This is a genomic window from Bacillus sp. 5mfcol3.1 (assembly GCF_900114335.1).
Classification (GTDB): domain Bacteria; phylum Bacillota; class Bacilli; order Bacillales; family Bacillaceae_G; genus Bacillus_A; species Bacillus_A thuringiensis_S.
In genome coordinates this window covers 190853-208106 of sequence record NZ_FOST01000007.1, presented here as the reverse complement: position 1 = coordinate 208106, position 17254 = coordinate 190853, and the positions used below count along the sequence as shown (strand labels likewise).

Genomic DNA, 17254 nt, shown 5'->3' with positions numbered 1-17254 from the left:
GACGCGGGTCCATCCATAAGTGACAGCCGAAGCCGCCTTTCAATTTCGAACCATGCAGTTCAAAATGTTATCCGGTATTAGCCCCGGTTTCCCGGAGTTATCCCAGTCTTATGGGCAGGTTACCCACGTGTTACTCACCCGTCCGCCGCTAACTTCTTGAGAGCAAGCTCTCAATCCATTCGCTCGACTTGCATGTATTAGGCACGCCGCCAGCGTTCATCCTGAGCCAGGATCAAACTCTCCAATAAAGTTAGTTTGTCTAGCATCTAAAAATAAAAATTGACGTTTCACGTTGTTTGTTTCGTTCAGTTTTCAAAGAACTTGTCCGCCGCTTCAGAAGCGACTTCATCATATTAACATCTTCATTTTTCGATGTCAACTAAGTTTATAAATTTCTTTTTTGTCGTTTTCTGCGTTTCCGCATCAGCGACGTTTATTAATATACCATCATGATTTTTAAATAACAAGTGTTTTTTATAAAAAACACAAAAAAATTATCTATCCTACTTTCTTCTATAGAAAGAATTATTATCCTTCCTACTAAAAATAGTTATTCTGATTGTATACTACTACACTTCATTCAACCAAATTGCATTTCACAATACCTTCCCAGGTTTTCATTCTCTTCTATATTAAAGTTTATAATAATTATCCTTCTATAGAATAACGATATAACTTAGCCGTAAGAAAAAATCCCATCCACATTAAACAATTCCAATGCAAATATAAACTTAAGAATATTATTAGAATTTTTTTACATTTAATTAATGAAAAATATCCATTTTTTGTTATATAGTAAGAAAGGATGTACTCAACTATAAATAAACCAATGGAGGAATTATTTTATGGATAGGTTAACAAAGTTTTCATTAAAAAACCGAGCTGCCATTATCATCATGATTTTTCTCATTTCCATACTCGGTGTTTATTCCGGCTCTAAATTACCTATGGAATTTTTACCAAGTATCGACAATCCAGCAATTACCGTCACAACCTTATCTCAAGGACTCGACGCTGAAACGATGACAAAGGATGTAACTGATCCTCTCGAAAAACAATTTCGCAATTTAGAACACATCGACACCATTACTTCTTCTACATACGAGGGATTATCACGTATCGACATTGCGTATACATCAAAAGCAAACATGAAAGATGCAGCACGCGAAGTCGAAAAAGCCGTCAATACAATTAAATTACCTAAAGATGTAACCAAGCCCGTAGTTAGTCAACTAAACACTTCTATGATTCCACTCGCCCAAATTACTATCCAGAAACAAAACGGGTTTTCAAAAGCAGATGAAAAACAAATTGAAAAAGAAATCGTACCACAACTCGAAAACATTGATGGTGTTGCTAATGTTATGTTTTTCGGAAAATCCACCTCTGAATTATCTATCGTACTTGATCCGAACCAATTAAAAAACAAAAACGTAACATCACAGCAGGTACTCACTGTTTTACAAGGAAAAGAAACTTCTACTCCAGCTGGGGCAATTACTGTTAATCAGGAAGAATACAACCTCCGCGTCATTGGGGACATAAAAAATGTAAATGACATTAAAAACATCACTGTGGCACCCCAAGTGAAATTGCAAGACATTGCTCAAATTGAAATTAAACAACACTACGATACAATCTCACATATAAACGGAGAAGAAGGCACAGGATTAATCATCATGAAAGAACCAAGTAAAAATGCAGTTGCCATTGGAAAAGAGATTGATAAAAAAGTTAAAGAGATAGATAAGGAATATAAAGATCAATTTTCTATTAAACTTTTGGCTTCAACCCATGAACAAGTTGAAAATGCTGTTACTAGCATGGGAAAAGAAGTAATACTTGGAGCAATCGCTGCAACTCTAATTATCTTAATCTTTTTACGTAACTTCCGAACAACACTCATCGCTGTTGTCAGTATTCCATTATCTATTTTATTAACACTCTTTTTACTACATCAATCTAACATCACACTTAACATTTTAACCCTTGGTGGTTTAGCTGTTGCGGTTGGACGTCTCGTCGATGATAGTATCGTTGTCATCGAGAATATTTTCCGCCGTTTACAAAAAGATTCTTTCTCTAAAAATATTATTCTTGATGCAACGAAAGAAGTCGCCGTCGCAATTACTTCTTCTACTTTAACAACGGTCGCTGTTTTTTTACCTATCGGCCTCGTATCAGGAGCAATCGGAAAATTAATGTTACCTATGGTATTAGCAGTTGTATATTCTATTCTATCATCCTTAATCGTTGCACTCACAGTCGTTCCACTTATGGCTTTTTTACTACTCAAAAAAACAAAGCATCGAAAGTCAAGTTCTTCATCACGATATGTCGCTACGTTAAAGTGGTCTCTTTCTCATAAATTCATTATTCTACTTACTGCATTTTTATTATTTGCAGGATCGATTGCAGTCTATATATTACTACCGAAAGCAAACATAAAATCTGAGGATGACACAATGTTATCTATTAACATGACATTTCCAGCCGATTATAATGCTGAAGCTCAAAAACAAAAAGCATTCGATTTCGAAAAGAAATTACTTTCTAATTCATATGTAACAGACGTTATTTTACGAATGGGATCTAGCGCAGAAGATGCACAATGGGGGCAAACAACTAAAAATAACCTTGCTAGTATATTTGTAGTCTTTAAAAAAGGTTCTGATATTGATCAATATATTAAAGAGCTAAAAAAGGAAAATAAAACTTTTGAGCCTGCTGAACTTGATTATATAAAAACAAGTTATTCAAGCTCTGGCGGCGGCAACAACTTACAATTTAACGTAACAGCTACTAACGAAGCGGATTTAAAAGAGGCGGCTACTATCGTCGAAACAAAACTAAAAAGCATGGATGATCTTTCTAAAGTAAAAACGAATTTAGAAGACTCTAAGAAAGAATGGCAAATTCATATTGATCAAACAAAGGCTGAACAACTAGGTTTAACACCAGAAATAGCTGCGCAACAAGTATCATTCCTTATGAAGAAATCACCTATTGGCGAAATTACAATTAATAATGAAAAAACTACTATTATGATAGAACATAAAAAGGAAAACATTACTAAACAAGAAGATATTTTAAATACAAACATACTATCACCTACTAATGGACCAATTCCTTTAAAAGACATCGCAACTATTTCAGAAAAACAAACGCAAACAGAAATTTTCCATAAAGACGGAAAAGAAACAATTCAAATTACCGCCGAAGCTTCAAATGAAGATTTGAGTAAAGTAAACACAGCAGTAAATAAAGCGATAACTGACTTAGATTTACCTAGCGGTTCAAAAGTAAATATCGCAGGAGCTACTGAATCTATGCAAGAGAATTTTACAGATTTATTCAAAATTATGGGGATTGCAATCGGGATTGTATATTTAATTATGGTTATCACCTTCGGGCAAGCACGCGCTCCTTTTGCAATCCTATTCTCCTTACCGTTAGCTGCTGTCGGTGGTATTTTAGGATTAATCATTTCACGAACACCTGTTGATGTAAATTCCTTGATTGGCGCATTAATGTTAATCGGGATTGTCGTTACAAACGCTATTGTATTAATAGAAAGAGTCCAACAAAATCGGGAACACGGAATGGAAACTAGAGAAGCCTTACTTGAAGCAGGTTCTACTAGACTACGCCCAATTATTATGACAGCTATTACAACAATCGTTGCTATGCTCCCGCTCCTATTTGGCCAATCCCAAGCAGGAAGTATGGTATCAAAAAGTTTAGCCGTCGTTGTCATCGGCGGTTTGGCAGTCTCGACTGTTCTTACATTAGTAGTCGTTCCAGTTATGTATGAACTATTAGATAAAATCGGGAGAAAAAGACGCTCCCGTAGGAAAATAAGCACTTCTACAGAAACACCTGATATTTAAAAACAAAAGACGTTATCTTCACAAATGAAGATAACGTCTTTTCTCTACTTAGTCATATAATCCATCATTTTTTCCACATATTGCTCTATAGGCTTACTAGAATCCACAATAAGGTATTCATTATTTAAAGGTCTTTGACTACCATTTAACCACTTTTCAAAACCTACTTCCGACTCCACCTTTTCAATTTGACTGATCATACGCTTACGTGTTTGCAGTCTCCTATTAATCTCTTCCATATCATTAAGATAACACTCAATATATTTATATTTCACACCATGTTTAGTTGATAATTTAATTCCTTTTTCAACCATTCCCTCATATAAACACGGACTATCCAATATAACACTATGCCCTTGTTCTAAATAAGAATCAATCAATACCCATTCGGCATCATACGCAAGCCCACCAACAATCGTTGATTCAATTCCTTTTACTTTTAATGATTTTAACAACGCGGATTTCAAAACATCATGATCTATAATTACAGCACCTGTTAATTTCGCTATATACTTAGAAACTGTCGATTTTCCTGACCCAGGAAAACCTGACATTTGCAGAAAAAACAAATTAAAACTCCTCTCTAAATTACATCTGTTCTTCTTTATAATTAATCACAAATTCAACAATCATTACATCCATTCCTTCTATATTAAAATACAAAAGAACCCCCTACTTATAAAATAGCGAGTTCTTCTTTATAATTTATGCCGCTTTTACCTTTTTCGTTGCTTTACTTTTTCTTTTCGTTCCTGTAAAGCGCTTGTGTAATATAGATGCTATCAAGCGTGAAATAACATTGAATAGTAATACCATAATAATTAATACAGCTGCAGATTTTGTCGCAATCAACTTCGCATCTGGAATAACTCCTTCAGAATTTAATTTCCAAATGTGAACCGCTAATGTTTCAGCTGGTCTAAACGGATTTAAAGGATGCGCAGGACTTGAGAAATCCGCTGCTGAATTTAAAATCGGGGATGTTAAACCCGCTGTGTAAATTAATGCTGCCGCTTCCCCAAATATACGACCCGCCGCTAAAATAATCCCTGTAATAATTTGTGGTAATGACGATGGGATAATAATACGAGCGATTGTTTGCCACTTCGTTGCACCTAATCCAAGACTTGCCTCTTTTACATTATGAGGAACTTCTGAAATCGCATTTTCACAAACACGCGTTAAACCTGGTAAATTTAAAATAGTTAAAGCAAGAGCACCACCCATTACTGTGTATCCCCAACCTGTCATTGTAACGAACACTAACAAACCAAATAAACCAACAACAATAGAAGGTAAAGACGCCATCGTCTCTATACATAGACGAACAAAATTTAAAAAACGTCCTTGTTTTGCGTACTCTGCTAAATATATTCCAGCACCTAATCCAAGAGGAATAGATATAATAAGTGTTATAACAAGCATGTAGAAGGAATTGAATAACTGCGGACCAATCCCACCACCAGCTCTTGTATTGCTTGGTTCTCCAAACAAGAAATTAGGATCCCAAAATCCCCATCCCTTTTGTAAAATCTCAAATACTAAGAACACTAGCAAAGCTACAACTAAAGCCGCAACCGCATAAAAGATACCCGTCCAAACTTTATTTACCGTTCTTGCATTCATTATTATCGCTCACCTCTTTGCCCAATCGCTCGAATTACTAAAATAAACAGGAATGAAATAACAAGTAAAATCATCGCTAAAGTCCATAGCGCATTGTTCCAAGCAGTTCCGTTCAATGTATTCGTCATGTCCATTGTTAAAATACCAGTTAACGTCGCTGTCGGACTATATATTCCTTCTGGTAATTTAATCGTATTCCCGATTACCATCTGAACCGCTAACGCTTCACCGAAAGCACGCGCTAAGCCTAAAACAACACCTGTTAAAATCCCTTTTTTCGCAGCAGGAACAATCACTCGGCTAATCGCTTGCCATTTTGTTGATCCTAGACCATAAGAAGCTTCTAAATAATCAAATGGAACAGAACGTATTGCATCAGAAGCGATACTAGCAATAGTAGGTAAAATCATAATACTTAATACAACAATACCCGCAATTAAACTAAAGCCTACTCCCCCAAACGAATCACGTAATAGTGGTACTAAAATCGTAACCCCTAATAATCCGTATACAACCGAAGGAATACCAACTAACAATTCTAGAACAGGCTTCAATACTTTATTTCCAAACTTTGGCGAAATTAAATTCATGAATATAGCAAGAGCTATAGCAATTGGTGCACTAATAATAACCGCACCTAACGAAACCACCGTTGAACCTACAATGAAAATTAAAGCCCCGAAGGATCCTTGATCAGCATTTGGATTCCATTTTGTCGATGTTAACATCTCAGTAAATGAGATACCACTTTGTGTAAAAGATTGAATACCTTTACCACAAATAAACGCAATAATAGCTAATGTAATTAAAACAATAAAAATACCACAAAACGTAACAAGTGATCTTCCTATATATTCACTTTTCACGTAATTAATTTGTTTTTTCCCCTTCATCACAGGACAGACCCCACTTCACAGATTGAAATGAACAGGACTGGCCTTGCAGCCAGCCCCATAAAACTTTATTACTTATTTAATTTAGACATTGGAATGTAGCCCATATCTTCTACTTGCTTTTCAAAGTCTTTACCTTTTACATAATCGATGTAAGCTTTTGTTGCTTCTTTCGCTTCACCTTTTGTTACCATATACTCGTAAGACCAGAATGGATATTTACCAGACGCAATGTTTTCAACTTTCGGTTCAGCACCATCAATTTTCACTGTTTGTAGTGCACCTTTTTTATCTCCAACCATGTAAGACATCGCTAAATAGCTTACTGAACCTGGAGTAGAATTGATAGCTTGCTCTACTGCACCGTTAGAATCTTGTGTTGTACCAGTTCCATCATTAATTTTCGCGTCTTTCATAATCGTTTTTTCAAATGTAGCACGTGTACCAGATGAAGCCGGACGATTAATTACGTTGATTTTTTCATCTTTTCCGCCTACTTCTTTCCAGTTTGTTACTTTTCCAGTGAAGATATCTTGTACTTGTTGCACTGTTAAGTTATCAACTTTTACATCTTTATTTACGACAAGAGCGAATGCAATCCCCGCTACCTTGTTATCTACTAATTCTTTCGCCTTTTCAGCATCTTTTATTTTATCTCCAGACGGAACATCTGAATTACCAATTTGTACTGCACCAGATGCTACTTGGTTAATCCCAGTTCCACTACCGCCACCTTGAACTTGAATAGAAACTTTTGAATTTTTCTCCATGAATTTCTTTCCAGCTTCCTCCGCAAGAGGTAGAAGAGCTGTAGAACCAGCTGCTGCAATCGTACCTGATAATTCTTGTTTTGTATTATCGCTTCCTTTAGCAGTTTCTTTACTAGTTGTATCTTCTGCTTTCCCACACCCAACTAATGCTCCTGCTACCACTAAAGCTGCTAAAGAAAATTTAATACCTTTTTTCATAACCATGTCTTGTACCCCCATTTGGATTATCACTTTTCGAATTCATTTTCTTTCGAACACAAATTCATTGTAGGACAACAATATTATGTGAGTGTTAAGCAATTTTTAATTTTAAGTAAATGACGATAATCATCCTCAAAAGCTAGGAATCCCAACATTTGTAGTTAAAGAAGCAAACAAAAACCACACTAACTATGCTGTAATGTAAATTTATTCTTAACAATGTAAATTCAATGTAAATGTTTTTCTCTCTTTTTCCCTTTTAGTTAAAGTTACATTTACAATTCCGCTGTATTTTGTAACTTTTTCACGCCTAATTTATGCACATTAAAAAGAATTTCAGTAATATTTTTTAGTACAACTAAATAAATTGGAACAATTCTAAAATTAAATGAATATTTTTAAAGTACTAATTGACAGCATCATCCAATGTAGTCTACTATATTACTAACAAAAAGTTTACCTAAGGAAACTTTTTAAACTAACACTAAAAATATAGAGAAGAGGTAACTTTTATGGTATCGGCTAATACTAAACCCCTTTCCGAGTTTAAAACAGGGGAGTTTGTACAAATTGAGAAGATACAATTAGAAGGAACTATGAAACGACGTTTATTAGATTTGGGATTTATCCCAGGGGCAACGATTAAAGTATTGCAACGCAGTCCACTTGGAGATCCGGTCGCTTATCAAGTGAGCAACACAACTATTGCACTGCGCAAAGAAGAAAGCTCCCTTATTTTCGGGGTATTAATAGGAGATGATTTCAGATGAGCAAACATCGTATTGCTTTAGCTGGTAACCCGAATACCGGGAAAAGTACATTATTTAATACTTTAACAGGTTTAAAACAACATACTGGAAACTGGACGGGAAAAACTGTTTTAAAAGCTGAAGGAGAATATGAACATAACGGAAGTAATTATACATTAATAGATTTACCTGGAACTTACTCACTATACTCAAATTCCGCAGACGAAGAAGTAGCGAGGGATTATATTATATTTGAAAAACCAGAAGTAACTGTAGTTGTCATAGACGCAACTGCTATGGAAAGAAATTTAAATTTAGCACTCCAGGTGATGGAGATGACAAATAATGTAGTCATTTGCATTAACTTAATTGATGAAGCCGAGAAAAAAGGGATTGTTATCGATGAAAAGAAATTAGCAAAATCACTTGGTGTACCTGTCGTTAAAATTTCAGCACGTAACCGAGTAGGCATTGGTCATTTGCTAAATGTTATTGCAAAAGTAGCAAATAAAAAACTAATTCCAACACCAATTAAAATTACTTACAGCGAAAAAATCGAAAATATGATTCAGGAATTAGAACCACAAATTTATAAAGTGTTCGGTGATACGTATCCAGCACGTTGGATTGCGTTACGTATATTAGATGGAGATAAAAATTTCTTAACTACACTTCAAAAACACCATAATGAACCACTTGTAAGGGAGGTCGTAATTAATGGAATCTCACTCAGCCAGTAAAGCTCTTCCATTAGACTATATTATTCAACATGCACAAACACTTTCAAAAGAAGATATACGAGATGATATAGTCGGAGATATTTACCGAACATCTGCAAGCATATGTAAAGAATCTGTCCAATATACAAATACTGATAAATTATATCGTTCCGAAAAACTAGATAAAATTTTCACATCTCCAATCTGGGGATTTCCAATTATGCTCGGTATTTTATCTATTATTTTTTATCTTACAATTGCAGGCGCTAACGTACCATCTGATATGATTGCCGAATTCTTCGGATGGGCCGAAGGATATTTAACATCTTGGTTCCAAGCAGCGCATGCACCTGAATGGTTACATGGCATTTTAATACTTGGTTTGTTCCGTGGTATCGGTGCTGTTATTAGCGTTATGTTACCACCTATGGCAATCTTTTTCCCTATGTTCGCGCTATTAGAAAACTACGGATACTTACCACGTGTCGCGTTTAATATGGACCGCTTATTCAAACGATCCGGCGCACACGGGAAACAATCTTTAACAATGGCAATGGGATTTGGTTGTAATGCAGCAGCCATTATGTCAACACGTATCATTGAATCACCACGTGAACGTATGCTAGCAATTTTAACGAACAACTTCGTTCCTTGTAACGGTCGCTGGCCTATGTTAATTTTAATGGCTTCACTATTTATGGCTGCTGGTTATACAGGCAGTATGCAAACATTGGTTACTGCTGGCGTTGTAGTTGGAATGGTTGTAATTGGTGTTATTATGACATTAACTGTTTCTTGGGTACTATCAAAAACAGCCTTAAAAGGGGTTCCAACTCACTACACACTGGAGTTACCTCCGTACCGCAAGCCAAAAGTTTGGAATACAATTGTTCGCGCAACACTCGATAAATCAATCTACGTTTTAAAACGAGCTATAGTTGTTGCTGCCCCTGCAGCTGCATTAACTTGGTTACTTGCTAATATTTTTATTGGTGACACAAGCTTACTTATGTATTTTGTAAACTTTCTAGATCCATTTGCTAAAATGTTAGGACTTGACGGCTTTATTCTAGCTGCATTCATTCTTGGACTACCCGCTAATGAAATTGTAATCCCAATTTTATTAATGTCTTACTTATCAACTGGGGCTTTAACTGAAATAGATGATTTTAATCAAATTAAAAATCTATTCCTAGAAAATGGTTGGACTTGGTTAACAGCGTTAAACACAATGTTGTTCTCACTTCTTCATTTCCCGTGCGGAACAACACTTGTTAATATATACAAAGAAACAAAAAGTGCAAAATGGACATTCTTATCGTTTGCAATCCCTACCGTTATCGCCATTGTTGTTACATTCCTCTCTACACAATTGGTACATTGGTTAGGGCTTGTATAAAGCAAAGCATACATAGAAGGCATCCCCCTTCACATATGCTTTGCACGAAAGAAACCTGAAAATTATTCAGGTTTCTTTTTTTGTACATCAGTATTCCACGGCTGTGCTCCATACGTTGTGAGTTTTTTATGAATGAAATAAATAGCCCCCGGCAGCACCGCCATTAATATCGTGCAACTAATTCCTAATCCAGTAAACAACTTTCATCACCTTATTTCACTCTTTTCGGTAAAGCTGAACCTGAATGTTCAATTGTTGGATGAACGTGAACAGTAATTTCAGCATTACTAAAGTAATTTTCGCCTTGATCCCAATTCTTACTTACCTTTTTCCACTCTTTATAATTATGTCGCTTATACACTTCCCCTAACTCTAGTACATCTACCTTATATTTTTTTTGAACAAGTTTAATTGATTTTTGAATACGCTTCTCCATTTCTTCCGATATATCCTTCTCTAAACGCTTTTCATTCAAAACCTTTTTATGATCACTGAAATGCAACTCAGCCAATGTGCCTTCCAGAGATAAATGAATATCAAACTTTGGTTTTGTAGCATTCGTTGTGGATACTTTAATTTTTCGACGTAACTTATGAATTTCATATGTAATAAGTTGATTCTTTTTACGGATGGTAAAAAAACCTCCAATTTTTTTGCCTATTATATAATTCATCCCTACTGTTTCTTCCCCACTCAAATTGCCTACACATTTATTATCCTTTCCACGAAACAATGCTGCACCGTTCATTTGTACTCCTTGTTTTGTTAGTTCCAGAATAGGTAATACAAAACTTCGGTTAGAGATCATCTTTTCCTGCACCTCACCAATTCTTGCAGCCTCAATCATTTGGGCATTTTTCGGAGGGTGTTCAGCTAACATATCAATATACTGCGCCGGTAAATTTTCAGGCTTGGCACTTTGTTTTAAAATAGCTTCGGCATTTTTATTAGAAACGAACAAACGAATATTTCTTCTCATCTCATGATCGCGAATATATACATCTAACGTATTTTGTAAAATGTATGGATGTGAAAGTAATTCTTCAGAGAAAATAATCACCTGTATATGAGGGAAAAATAATGTACGACTAATTTTTTTGGCGATTATTCTTATTTGTTCAAATACACTATCTGCTTTTGCACTAACATTAATATAATTTTCGCTATCCCCACCCCCTTGTCCACCCTGTTGAGACAATTTACTGGGGAGTACCATCTGATAGGTCCCTTTCATAATTGGATTCGCTTTCTTCTCCTTCACAATATCGTAAGCCGCTCCTACTACAAATCCTCTTTCTTCTATCTCTTCTAACTCAGAACACCCACTCATAAATCCAGTTAAAGCCATAACCATTATAATTTTAAGAAGGTGTTTCATTTCCACCATTCCTTCTTTTTATTTTATATACAATTAAAACGAGCAAAGGAGCTAACACAACAAACCCCATATCTATCCAAGCTAAATAAGTCCCATAACTTGATAAAGTATTTAAACTACTAGGTATCATATTCACCATAAAAATAATAGGGGCACTTATGAAAATAAAAATTTGTTTCTTCACTTTCGGAAACATAGCACAAAACAATAAAGATGCGACGTCATAATACATTGCTGTAGTGTTATAAATAGTAATAATCCAAGTCGTAAAAAAAATCGCATCAAACCTTTCTAAAAATCCTCCACCAATTTCAATTTCTTTCCCTAATTCAATTGTTGGATATGTCAATCCACGTGTTGTCATATACGTAAAAACGCTAATACAAGTTACATAAATTAAAATGTATGACAGCACGTTTACCATCACCGCTTTCGCGACTGCCATTGGCGCTTTTTTCGCTGTCTTATCATTCAGCAACACCGCATAAAATAAAGCTACTTCAAATCCAATAAACGTAAAAATAGAATTTTTAACTCCAACAGCATATTGACTTACTTTCGTTTGAAAAGCTGGTAGTAAATTATTTATTTCCATTAAATTTATATTCAATAAAGAAAGAAGTACTATCGCAATTAAAACAATAGGCAAGAATAAAACATTTAACCTTAATAAGGCTGCTCTTGATCCTGCTATTCCATAAATAACAACTAATAAGAAGAAAAAAGACAGTAGTTGTATTGGTGTATCACTAAATAAATACGTTTGAGAAATAACTGAAATCATTCGCGATTCATACGCTGTCAAAGCAGCAAACGTTAATACTAAAATACTACTAATTGTGTATGCAACAGGCTTCGTCAAATGCGCACTCGTATATTGAACAAAATTTTGTTTCGGAAATAAGATAGCCACTCTCGTCACAAACCAGCCTAAAACTGCGCAAATCAGTCCACCCAAAAGCAAGATAATCCAACCGTCCGAAAATAAAGTTTGGTTAGCGATATCTCTTGGCATAGACAATGCCCCTATACCAATAATGGTCGATGATACCGCAAACCCAATTTCCCGAGATCCAATCTCTTCATCGCCATACTCAAATGGTTTCAATTATTTTCGCTCCTTTGGACGTATTGTAGAATCTTTTGTTTGTAAGTACTCCGGTCTATCTTTCAACATCGCTTTTGGTATGCGAATAAATTCTTCTTTCCAATCTTTATAAAATGCAGGAGCAATTGGAGTTGTATACGGTATACCAACACTTGTTAAATTTGTAATATGAACAGCAAGTGCAATCAGAGCTAGAATGATCCCATACAACCCAAAAGCAGTTGCAGCTAATACAAAGACGAAAAGTAAAATCCGGAACGTAATCGTAATACTATATACAGGAAGCGAGAACGTAGCAATCGCAGTAACTGCAATAATAATAACTAAAAACGGATTTACAATCCCTGCATTTACCGCAGCTTCTCCAATTACAAGACCTCCTACAATCCCTATCGTTTGTCCCATCGGTTTCGGCAATCGGATTCCAGCTTCTCGTATTAATTCCATAGTCAAGGCCATCATTAACGTTTCAATATATGCTGGGAACGGAACACCTTCCCTCGCACCTGCAATTGAATAAGCCAGTTTAGAAGGAATAAGTCCTTGATGATAAGATACAAGTGCTACATACATAGCTGGTAACAAAACCGCGATTATACCTGAACCCATACGTAAAAATCTTAGTAACGTTCCAATCACCCAGCGCTCGTAATGATCTTCTACAGATTGAAAAATATCAACAAACACAAGCGGTGCAATAAGAGCAAACGGAGATCCGTCTACTAAAATGGCCGCTTTTCCCTTCGCTAATGACGCTATAATATTATCTGGCCTCTCTGTATTCAAAAACTGTGGAAATGGAGATAAATTATTATCCTGAATTAATTGTTCAATCGTACCTGTTTCCAAAATAATATCTGTCACTATTGATTGAAGACGGCGATCTAACTCTTTTACAATGTGAGGATTAATAATATCTTCTATATATACTAGGGTTACTTCTTTCTGCGATCGCTTCCCCATAATATAAGATTGGAACCTCAACTTTGGATCGCGTAAACTGCGTCGGATTAACATTTTATTCACATTAATATCTTCATTTAATCCAACTCTCGGTCCGCGTATTAAATCTTCTGTCACTGGTGGCTCTAAACTTCTCTTCTCCCAAGCCCTACTATTAATAACGATAGCAGTTTGAATATTATCAATTAATATAACTGTATCTCCCGCTAAAATCGCATTTATAATATCCGGAAACGTTGTCTTCTTACCCACTTCCGCAATAGAAATAAAACGATCCAATAACGTCTGAACGACAGCCGCTTCATTTTGCACTTCTTCATATTGAAGAGTACGAACTACATATTTATAAACATTATCCTTGTCTGTTAACCCACATAAAAACACAACCGCACAACGTGTAAAACTCCCAGCAAGAACAACTTCTCTAATTGTTAAATCATTAGGTGAACCTAACTCATCCCTAATTTCTTTCATAACTTCAAATAAGTTACCTTCAAGCTCTAACAATTTCCCCACCTAACTTCCTTTTCAACAAGTTTTTAGTTAGATTCCGCTAATAGAAGAAAATATATACAAAAAAGAGCTATCTCTTTGCAAAGATAGCTCCAATAAACGAATTACTTTTCTACTATTGTAGTGTTTTTCTTTATAAATACACCTTTTGTAAATCCACTAACTACAAACATCACAATCATATTAATTAACAATGCGACTATGCCCACATTCAAATCTTTTATATACTGCGGAAAACTCGGAAACATCGTAGCTATAGTTGAGCCAGATAAGGTAATATATGCGACCACTAACAGCCCAACTCCCATTCCTGCAATCGCTCCTTGCTTCGTAACAATTTGGCGCGGAAACAAGCTACATACAAGTGCAGGGAAAAGTTGCGTAACGATACTGTACCCCATTAAGAGAAGTGCTCCTATTGTTTCCCCTCCTTTAAATGTAAATAAAACTGCCACGAGCGTTACTACAGGCACAAATAATTTTGCCATCTTAGCAACTTGTCTATCTGAAGCAGACGGAACGATCGTTCGATAAATATTTTTTGCTAACAGTGTAGAAGCCGCCATAACAAGCATAGAGCCTGGAACCAATGCCGTTAATACTCCCGCACTACCAATAATCCCAATAAACCAAGGATCAAAAGTTTGTAAAGCAAGACGGACTAACGAAAGATCTACATCCGCTCCCTTTAACCCAGGAACTTGCAATATAGCAGCAAACCCTGCGAAAAATACGAAAAGTAACACTAAAGAATACAATGGCATAATTGTTGCATTTTTACGAAATACTTTTTCATTTTTTGCAGAAAAAGCAGAAGCAAATGTATGAGGCCACATATAGAAACCGAGGGCCGTTAATATAATAGTAGAAACAAACCAAGAAATACTCATTCCTTCTTCAGGTAAAGATAAAAATCCTGGTTTCGCTGCTTCTACAGCTTCAAACATCGGCTGAAATCCTCCATAATAATGATACGGTAAATATATACCTAAAAACATAACGATAAACAGTATCATAATATCCTTCAAAGCAGCCGTCCAAGCTGAACCGTGTATACCTGAAACCATTACATATATAGTTATAACAATAGCACCAATCCAAACCGCAACAACAGGTGATACCCTTCCGTAAGACGCTTCTGAAACGATAATTCCCAGTCCCTTTAACTGTAAAACAAGATATGGGATGATGGAAATAACACCAACAATTGAAACAATAAGTCCAAGCGCCTTACTTCTGTATTTCTTCGCAAAAAAATCCGACTGCGAAACAAGGTTATGCTCTTTTGCATACTTCCAAATCGGTGGCAATAAAAAATACGATAAAAGATAAGCTAGAGCACCATAACCTAAAATATAAAAGGTAGGTGCGCCTTTACTATATGCCCAGCCGCTTCCTCCTAAAAATGTAAACGTCGTATAAATTTCACCTGCCATAAGGAGAAAAACAAAAATAGTGCCAAACCCTCTTCCTCCAACTGACCATTGCTCTAAATTCATATCTTTTCCATGTTGTGCCCGAATCCCTAAAAATAGTGCGAGAAACAAAAATAAAATAATGATAAGTAATGCAGTCATTTTACATCCTCCTTATTAGCAGGATCAAACACGTACACAAGCCCCATACAAAGAGATGTAATAAACACTGATAATAATACCCAAAATAATAAAAAGGGCATCCCTAATACGTAAGGAGTAACTGAATTCGCAAATATTGGCCCAACTACTAAACAAAGAACTGGAATAAGCGCTAGGATGTGTATTTTCTTCATCTCATTCTCCTTTACTTATAAAGTTCATAATGGCTGATACAAAGACTTCCACTCCAATCGGTAATGCATCTTCGTCAATCGTAAAACGAGGGTGATGGTGAGGATATATAATACCTTTCTCTTTATTTCCTGCTCCGATAAAAAAGAATGTCCCCGGTGCCTTTTGTAAAAACGCTGAAAAATCTTCTCCAGCCATCGTTGGCTGTAAACGAACAACTCTATCCCTTCCATAAAGTTGTAATGCCGTTTGTTCAATAAGCTCTGTAGCTTCATAGTCATTTACAACTGGTCGATATCCATATTCATATGAAAATGTATATTTCGCTCCGTAAGATTCCGTAATATACTTCACAATCCGCTCAATCTTCTTCTCTGTTTCACCTCGTAATTCATGTCTTAAACTTCTCACTGTCCCTTCAATCTCGGCTTGCTCTGGTATTACATTATGAGTTGTCCCCGCATGAAATTGCGTAACAGATATTACGAGCGAATCTAATGGATTCGTGAGGCGAGATACAATTTGCTGAAGTTGCGAAACGACTTGTGTTCCGATTACGATACTATCCACCGTTTCATGAGGGATTCCAGCATGTCCACCTTTTCCCTCTATCTTAATTTTAAAAACATCCGGTGCAGCCATTGCAGGACCATAAATAACACCTATTTTCCCAACCTCTAACGACGCCCAAAGGTGAGCACCAATAATATAATCCACACCTTCCATTACACCTGCAGCAACCATCTCCTCTGCACCACCAGGAAAATTTTCTTCAGCATGTTGGAATAGAAAACGAATCTCCCCTTTAATCTTCTCTCTTTCTTCTACTAACTTATGTACAACCCCAAGTAATATCGCTATATGTCCATCATGACCACATGCATGCATTACACCTTTATATGTAGAAATAAAATCAAACTCATTTTCTTCATGAATAGGAAGAGCATCCATATCGGCTCGAACCGCAACTGTTTTGCCCGGATGTTTACCTACTAACTTTGCCATCACACTATATTTAGTCGGCCGTGACACTTCTAAATATGGGAATTTCCGAAGTATATCGAACACAAACTGCGATGTTTTTTCTTCTTGAAAAGATAACTCTGGATACTTATGAAAATGCCTTCTCCACTCAACTAACTGATTTTTTGACAAAACAAATTCCTTTGCAACATCCATACTCCTTCACTCCTTCTTCACCAAGTTAAATGTTATTATAACGTGAATTGTTAACTTTTAAAAGAATCTTCTAAATTTTCTGTAATAATAACTCAAA

The 17254-nt window shown here is 35.8% G+C and carries 15 protein-coding genes and 1 rRNA gene; 4 read left to right on the top strand and 12 right to left on the bottom strand.

The features are described 5' to 3' along the window. Positions 1-248: ribosomal RNA gene (locus BM089_RS25800) — 16S ribosomal RNA — on the bottom strand; the annotation flags it as partial. A gap of 597 nt (positions 249-845) precedes the next feature. On the opposite strand from BM089_RS25800, the gene BM089_RS25790 reads away from it, so the two are divergent. Continuing rightward, the gene (locus BM089_RS25790; protein WP_090978425.1) at positions 846-3890 is read left to right on the top strand and encodes an efflux RND transporter permease subunit; all 3045 of its coding nucleotides are present in this window, start codon (positions 846-848) and stop codon (positions 3888-3890) included. A gap of 44 nt (positions 3891-3934) precedes the next feature. Here BM089_RS25790 and BM089_RS25785 read toward each other — a convergent pair whose 3' ends face one another. The 4 genes from BM089_RS25785 to BM089_RS25770 all read right to left on the bottom strand — a co-directional run bounded on the left by BM089_RS25785 (position 3935) and on the right by BM089_RS25770 (position 7383). Continuing rightward, complete coding sequence (locus tag BM089_RS25785) at positions 3935-4459, bottom strand: P-loop nucleotide/nucleoside kinase family protein (protein WP_063546482.1); 525 nt, start codon at positions 4457-4459, stop codon at positions 3935-3937. 136 nt (positions 4460-4595) lie between these two features. Next, positions 4596-5516, bottom strand: coding sequence for a phosphate ABC transporter permease PstA (pstA, locus tag BM089_RS25780; RefSeq protein ID WP_000994139.1), 921 nt, complete (start codon positions 5514-5516; stop codon positions 4596-4598). 2 nt (positions 5517-5518) lie between these two features. After that, positions 5519-6409 carry a phosphate ABC transporter permease subunit PstC gene (pstC, locus tag BM089_RS25775; protein WP_000676676.1) on the bottom strand — a complete coding sequence of 297 codons (891 nt, stop codon included), beginning with the start codon at positions 6407-6409 and terminating at the stop codon, positions 5519-5521. 71 nt (positions 6410-6480) lie between these two features. Then, positions 6481-7383 carry a phosphate ABC transporter substrate-binding protein PstS family protein gene (locus BM089_RS25770; RefSeq protein WP_000245112.1) on the bottom strand — a complete coding sequence of 301 codons (903 nt, stop codon included), beginning with the start codon at positions 7381-7383 and terminating at the stop codon, positions 6481-6483. A 509-nt stretch (positions 7384-7892) separates the two neighbouring features. On the opposite strand from BM089_RS25770, the gene BM089_RS25765 reads away from it, so the two are divergent. The 3 genes from BM089_RS25765 to BM089_RS25755 are packed head-to-tail and all read left to right on the top strand — an operon-like array spanning position 7893 to position 10247. Continuing rightward, entirely contained in the window at positions 7893-8150 is a 258-nt protein-coding gene (locus BM089_RS25765; RefSeq protein WP_000252989.1) for a FeoA family protein, read from the top strand. Further along, complete coding sequence (locus BM089_RS25760; protein WP_000033865.1) at positions 8147-8869, top strand: FeoB small GTPase domain-containing protein; 723 nt, start codon at positions 8147-8149, stop codon at positions 8867-8869. Before BM089_RS25765 ends, BM089_RS25760 begins: the two co-directional genes overlap by 4 nt. Then, on the top strand, positions 8847-10247 hold the full coding sequence (locus tag BM089_RS25755) for a nucleoside recognition domain-containing protein (RefSeq protein WP_000443602.1): 1401 nt from the start codon (positions 8847-8849) through the stop codon (positions 10245-10247). Before BM089_RS25760 ends, BM089_RS25755 begins: the two co-directional genes overlap by 23 nt. Positions 10248-10309: 62 nt before the next feature. Here the strand turns inward: BM089_RS25755 and BM089_RS31215 are convergent, their stop codons facing one another. The 7 genes from BM089_RS31215 to BM089_RS25720 form a co-directional block, all read right to left on the bottom strand. Beyond that, complete coding sequence (locus BM089_RS31215) at positions 10310-10447, bottom strand: hypothetical protein (RefSeq protein WP_000493991.1); 138 nt, start codon at positions 10445-10447, stop codon at positions 10310-10312. Positions 10448-10458: 11 nt separating this feature from the next. Next, on the bottom strand, positions 10459-11625 hold the full coding sequence (gene gerLC / locus BM089_RS25745) for a spore germination protein GerLC (protein ID WP_000681631.1): 1167 nt from the start codon (positions 11623-11625) through the stop codon (positions 10459-10461). Beyond that, the gene (gene gerLB, locus BM089_RS25740) at positions 11609-12733 is read right to left on the bottom strand and encodes a spore germination protein GerLB (RefSeq protein ID WP_000802008.1); all 1125 of its coding nucleotides are present in this window, start codon (positions 12731-12733) and stop codon (positions 11609-11611) included. Before gerLB ends, gerLC begins: the two co-directional genes overlap by 17 nt. Further along, positions 12734-14212, bottom strand: coding sequence for a spore germination protein GerLA (gerLA, locus tag BM089_RS25735; protein ID WP_002060757.1), 1479 nt, complete (start codon positions 14210-14212; stop codon positions 12734-12736). 101 nt (positions 14213-14313) lie between these two features. Further along, positions 14314-15786, bottom strand: a complete 1473-nt coding sequence (locus BM089_RS25730) for a sodium:solute symporter family protein (protein WP_000125935.1) — start codon at positions 15784-15786, stop codon at positions 14314-14316. Beyond that, a complete protein-coding gene (locus BM089_RS25725; protein ID WP_000719836.1) occupies positions 15783-15980 on the bottom strand; it encodes a DUF3311 domain-containing protein in 198 nt (65 codons plus the stop codon). The genes BM089_RS25730 and BM089_RS25725 overlap by 4 nt, the downstream gene beginning before the upstream one ends. Position 15981: 1 nt before the next feature. Next, positions 15982-17157 carry an amidohydrolase gene (locus BM089_RS25720; RefSeq protein WP_000382086.1) on the bottom strand — a complete coding sequence of 392 codons (1176 nt, stop codon included), beginning with the start codon at positions 17155-17157 and terminating at the stop codon, positions 15982-15984. Positions 17158-17254 lie beyond the last annotated feature (97 nt).

Coding starts and splice junctions, on each gene's coding strand:
- BM089_RS25790 (WP_090978425.1), top strand. CDS start 846: ATGGATAGGTTAACAAAGTTTTCATTAAAAAACCGAGCTGCCATTATC.
- pstA (WP_000994139.1), bottom strand. CDS start 5,516: ATGAATGCAAGAACGGTAAATAAAGTTTGGACGGGTATCTTTTATGCG.
- pstC (WP_000676676.1), bottom strand. CDS start 6,409: ATGAAGGGGAAAAAACAAATTAATTACGTGAAAAGTGAATATATAGGA.
- BM089_RS25770 (WP_000245112.1), bottom strand. CDS start 7,383: ATGGTTATGAAAAAAGGTATTAAATTTTCTTTAGCAGCTTTAGTGGTA.
- BM089_RS25765 (WP_000252989.1), top strand. CDS start 7,893: ATGGTATCGGCTAATACTAAACCCCTTTCCGAGTTTAAAACAGGGGAG.
- BM089_RS25760 (WP_000033865.1), top strand. CDS start 8,147: ATGAGCAAACATCGTATTGCTTTAGCTGGTAACCCGAATACCGGGAAA.
- BM089_RS25755 (WP_000443602.1), top strand. CDS start 8,847: ATGGAATCTCACTCAGCCAGTAAAGCTCTTCCATTAGACTATATTATT.
- gerLC (WP_000681631.1), bottom strand. CDS start 11,625: ATGAAACACCTTCTTAAAATTATAATGGTTATGGCTTTAACTGGATTT.
- BM089_RS25730 (WP_000125935.1), bottom strand. CDS start 15,786: ATGACTGCATTACTTATCATTATTTTATTTTTGTTTCTCGCACTATTT.
- BM089_RS25725 (WP_000719836.1), bottom strand. CDS start 15,980: ATGAAGAAAATACACATCCTAGCGCTTATTCCAGTTCTTTGTTTAGTA.
- BM089_RS25720 (WP_000382086.1), bottom strand. CDS start 17,157: ATGGATGTTGCAAAGGAATTTGTTTTGTCAAAAAATCAGTTAGTTGAG.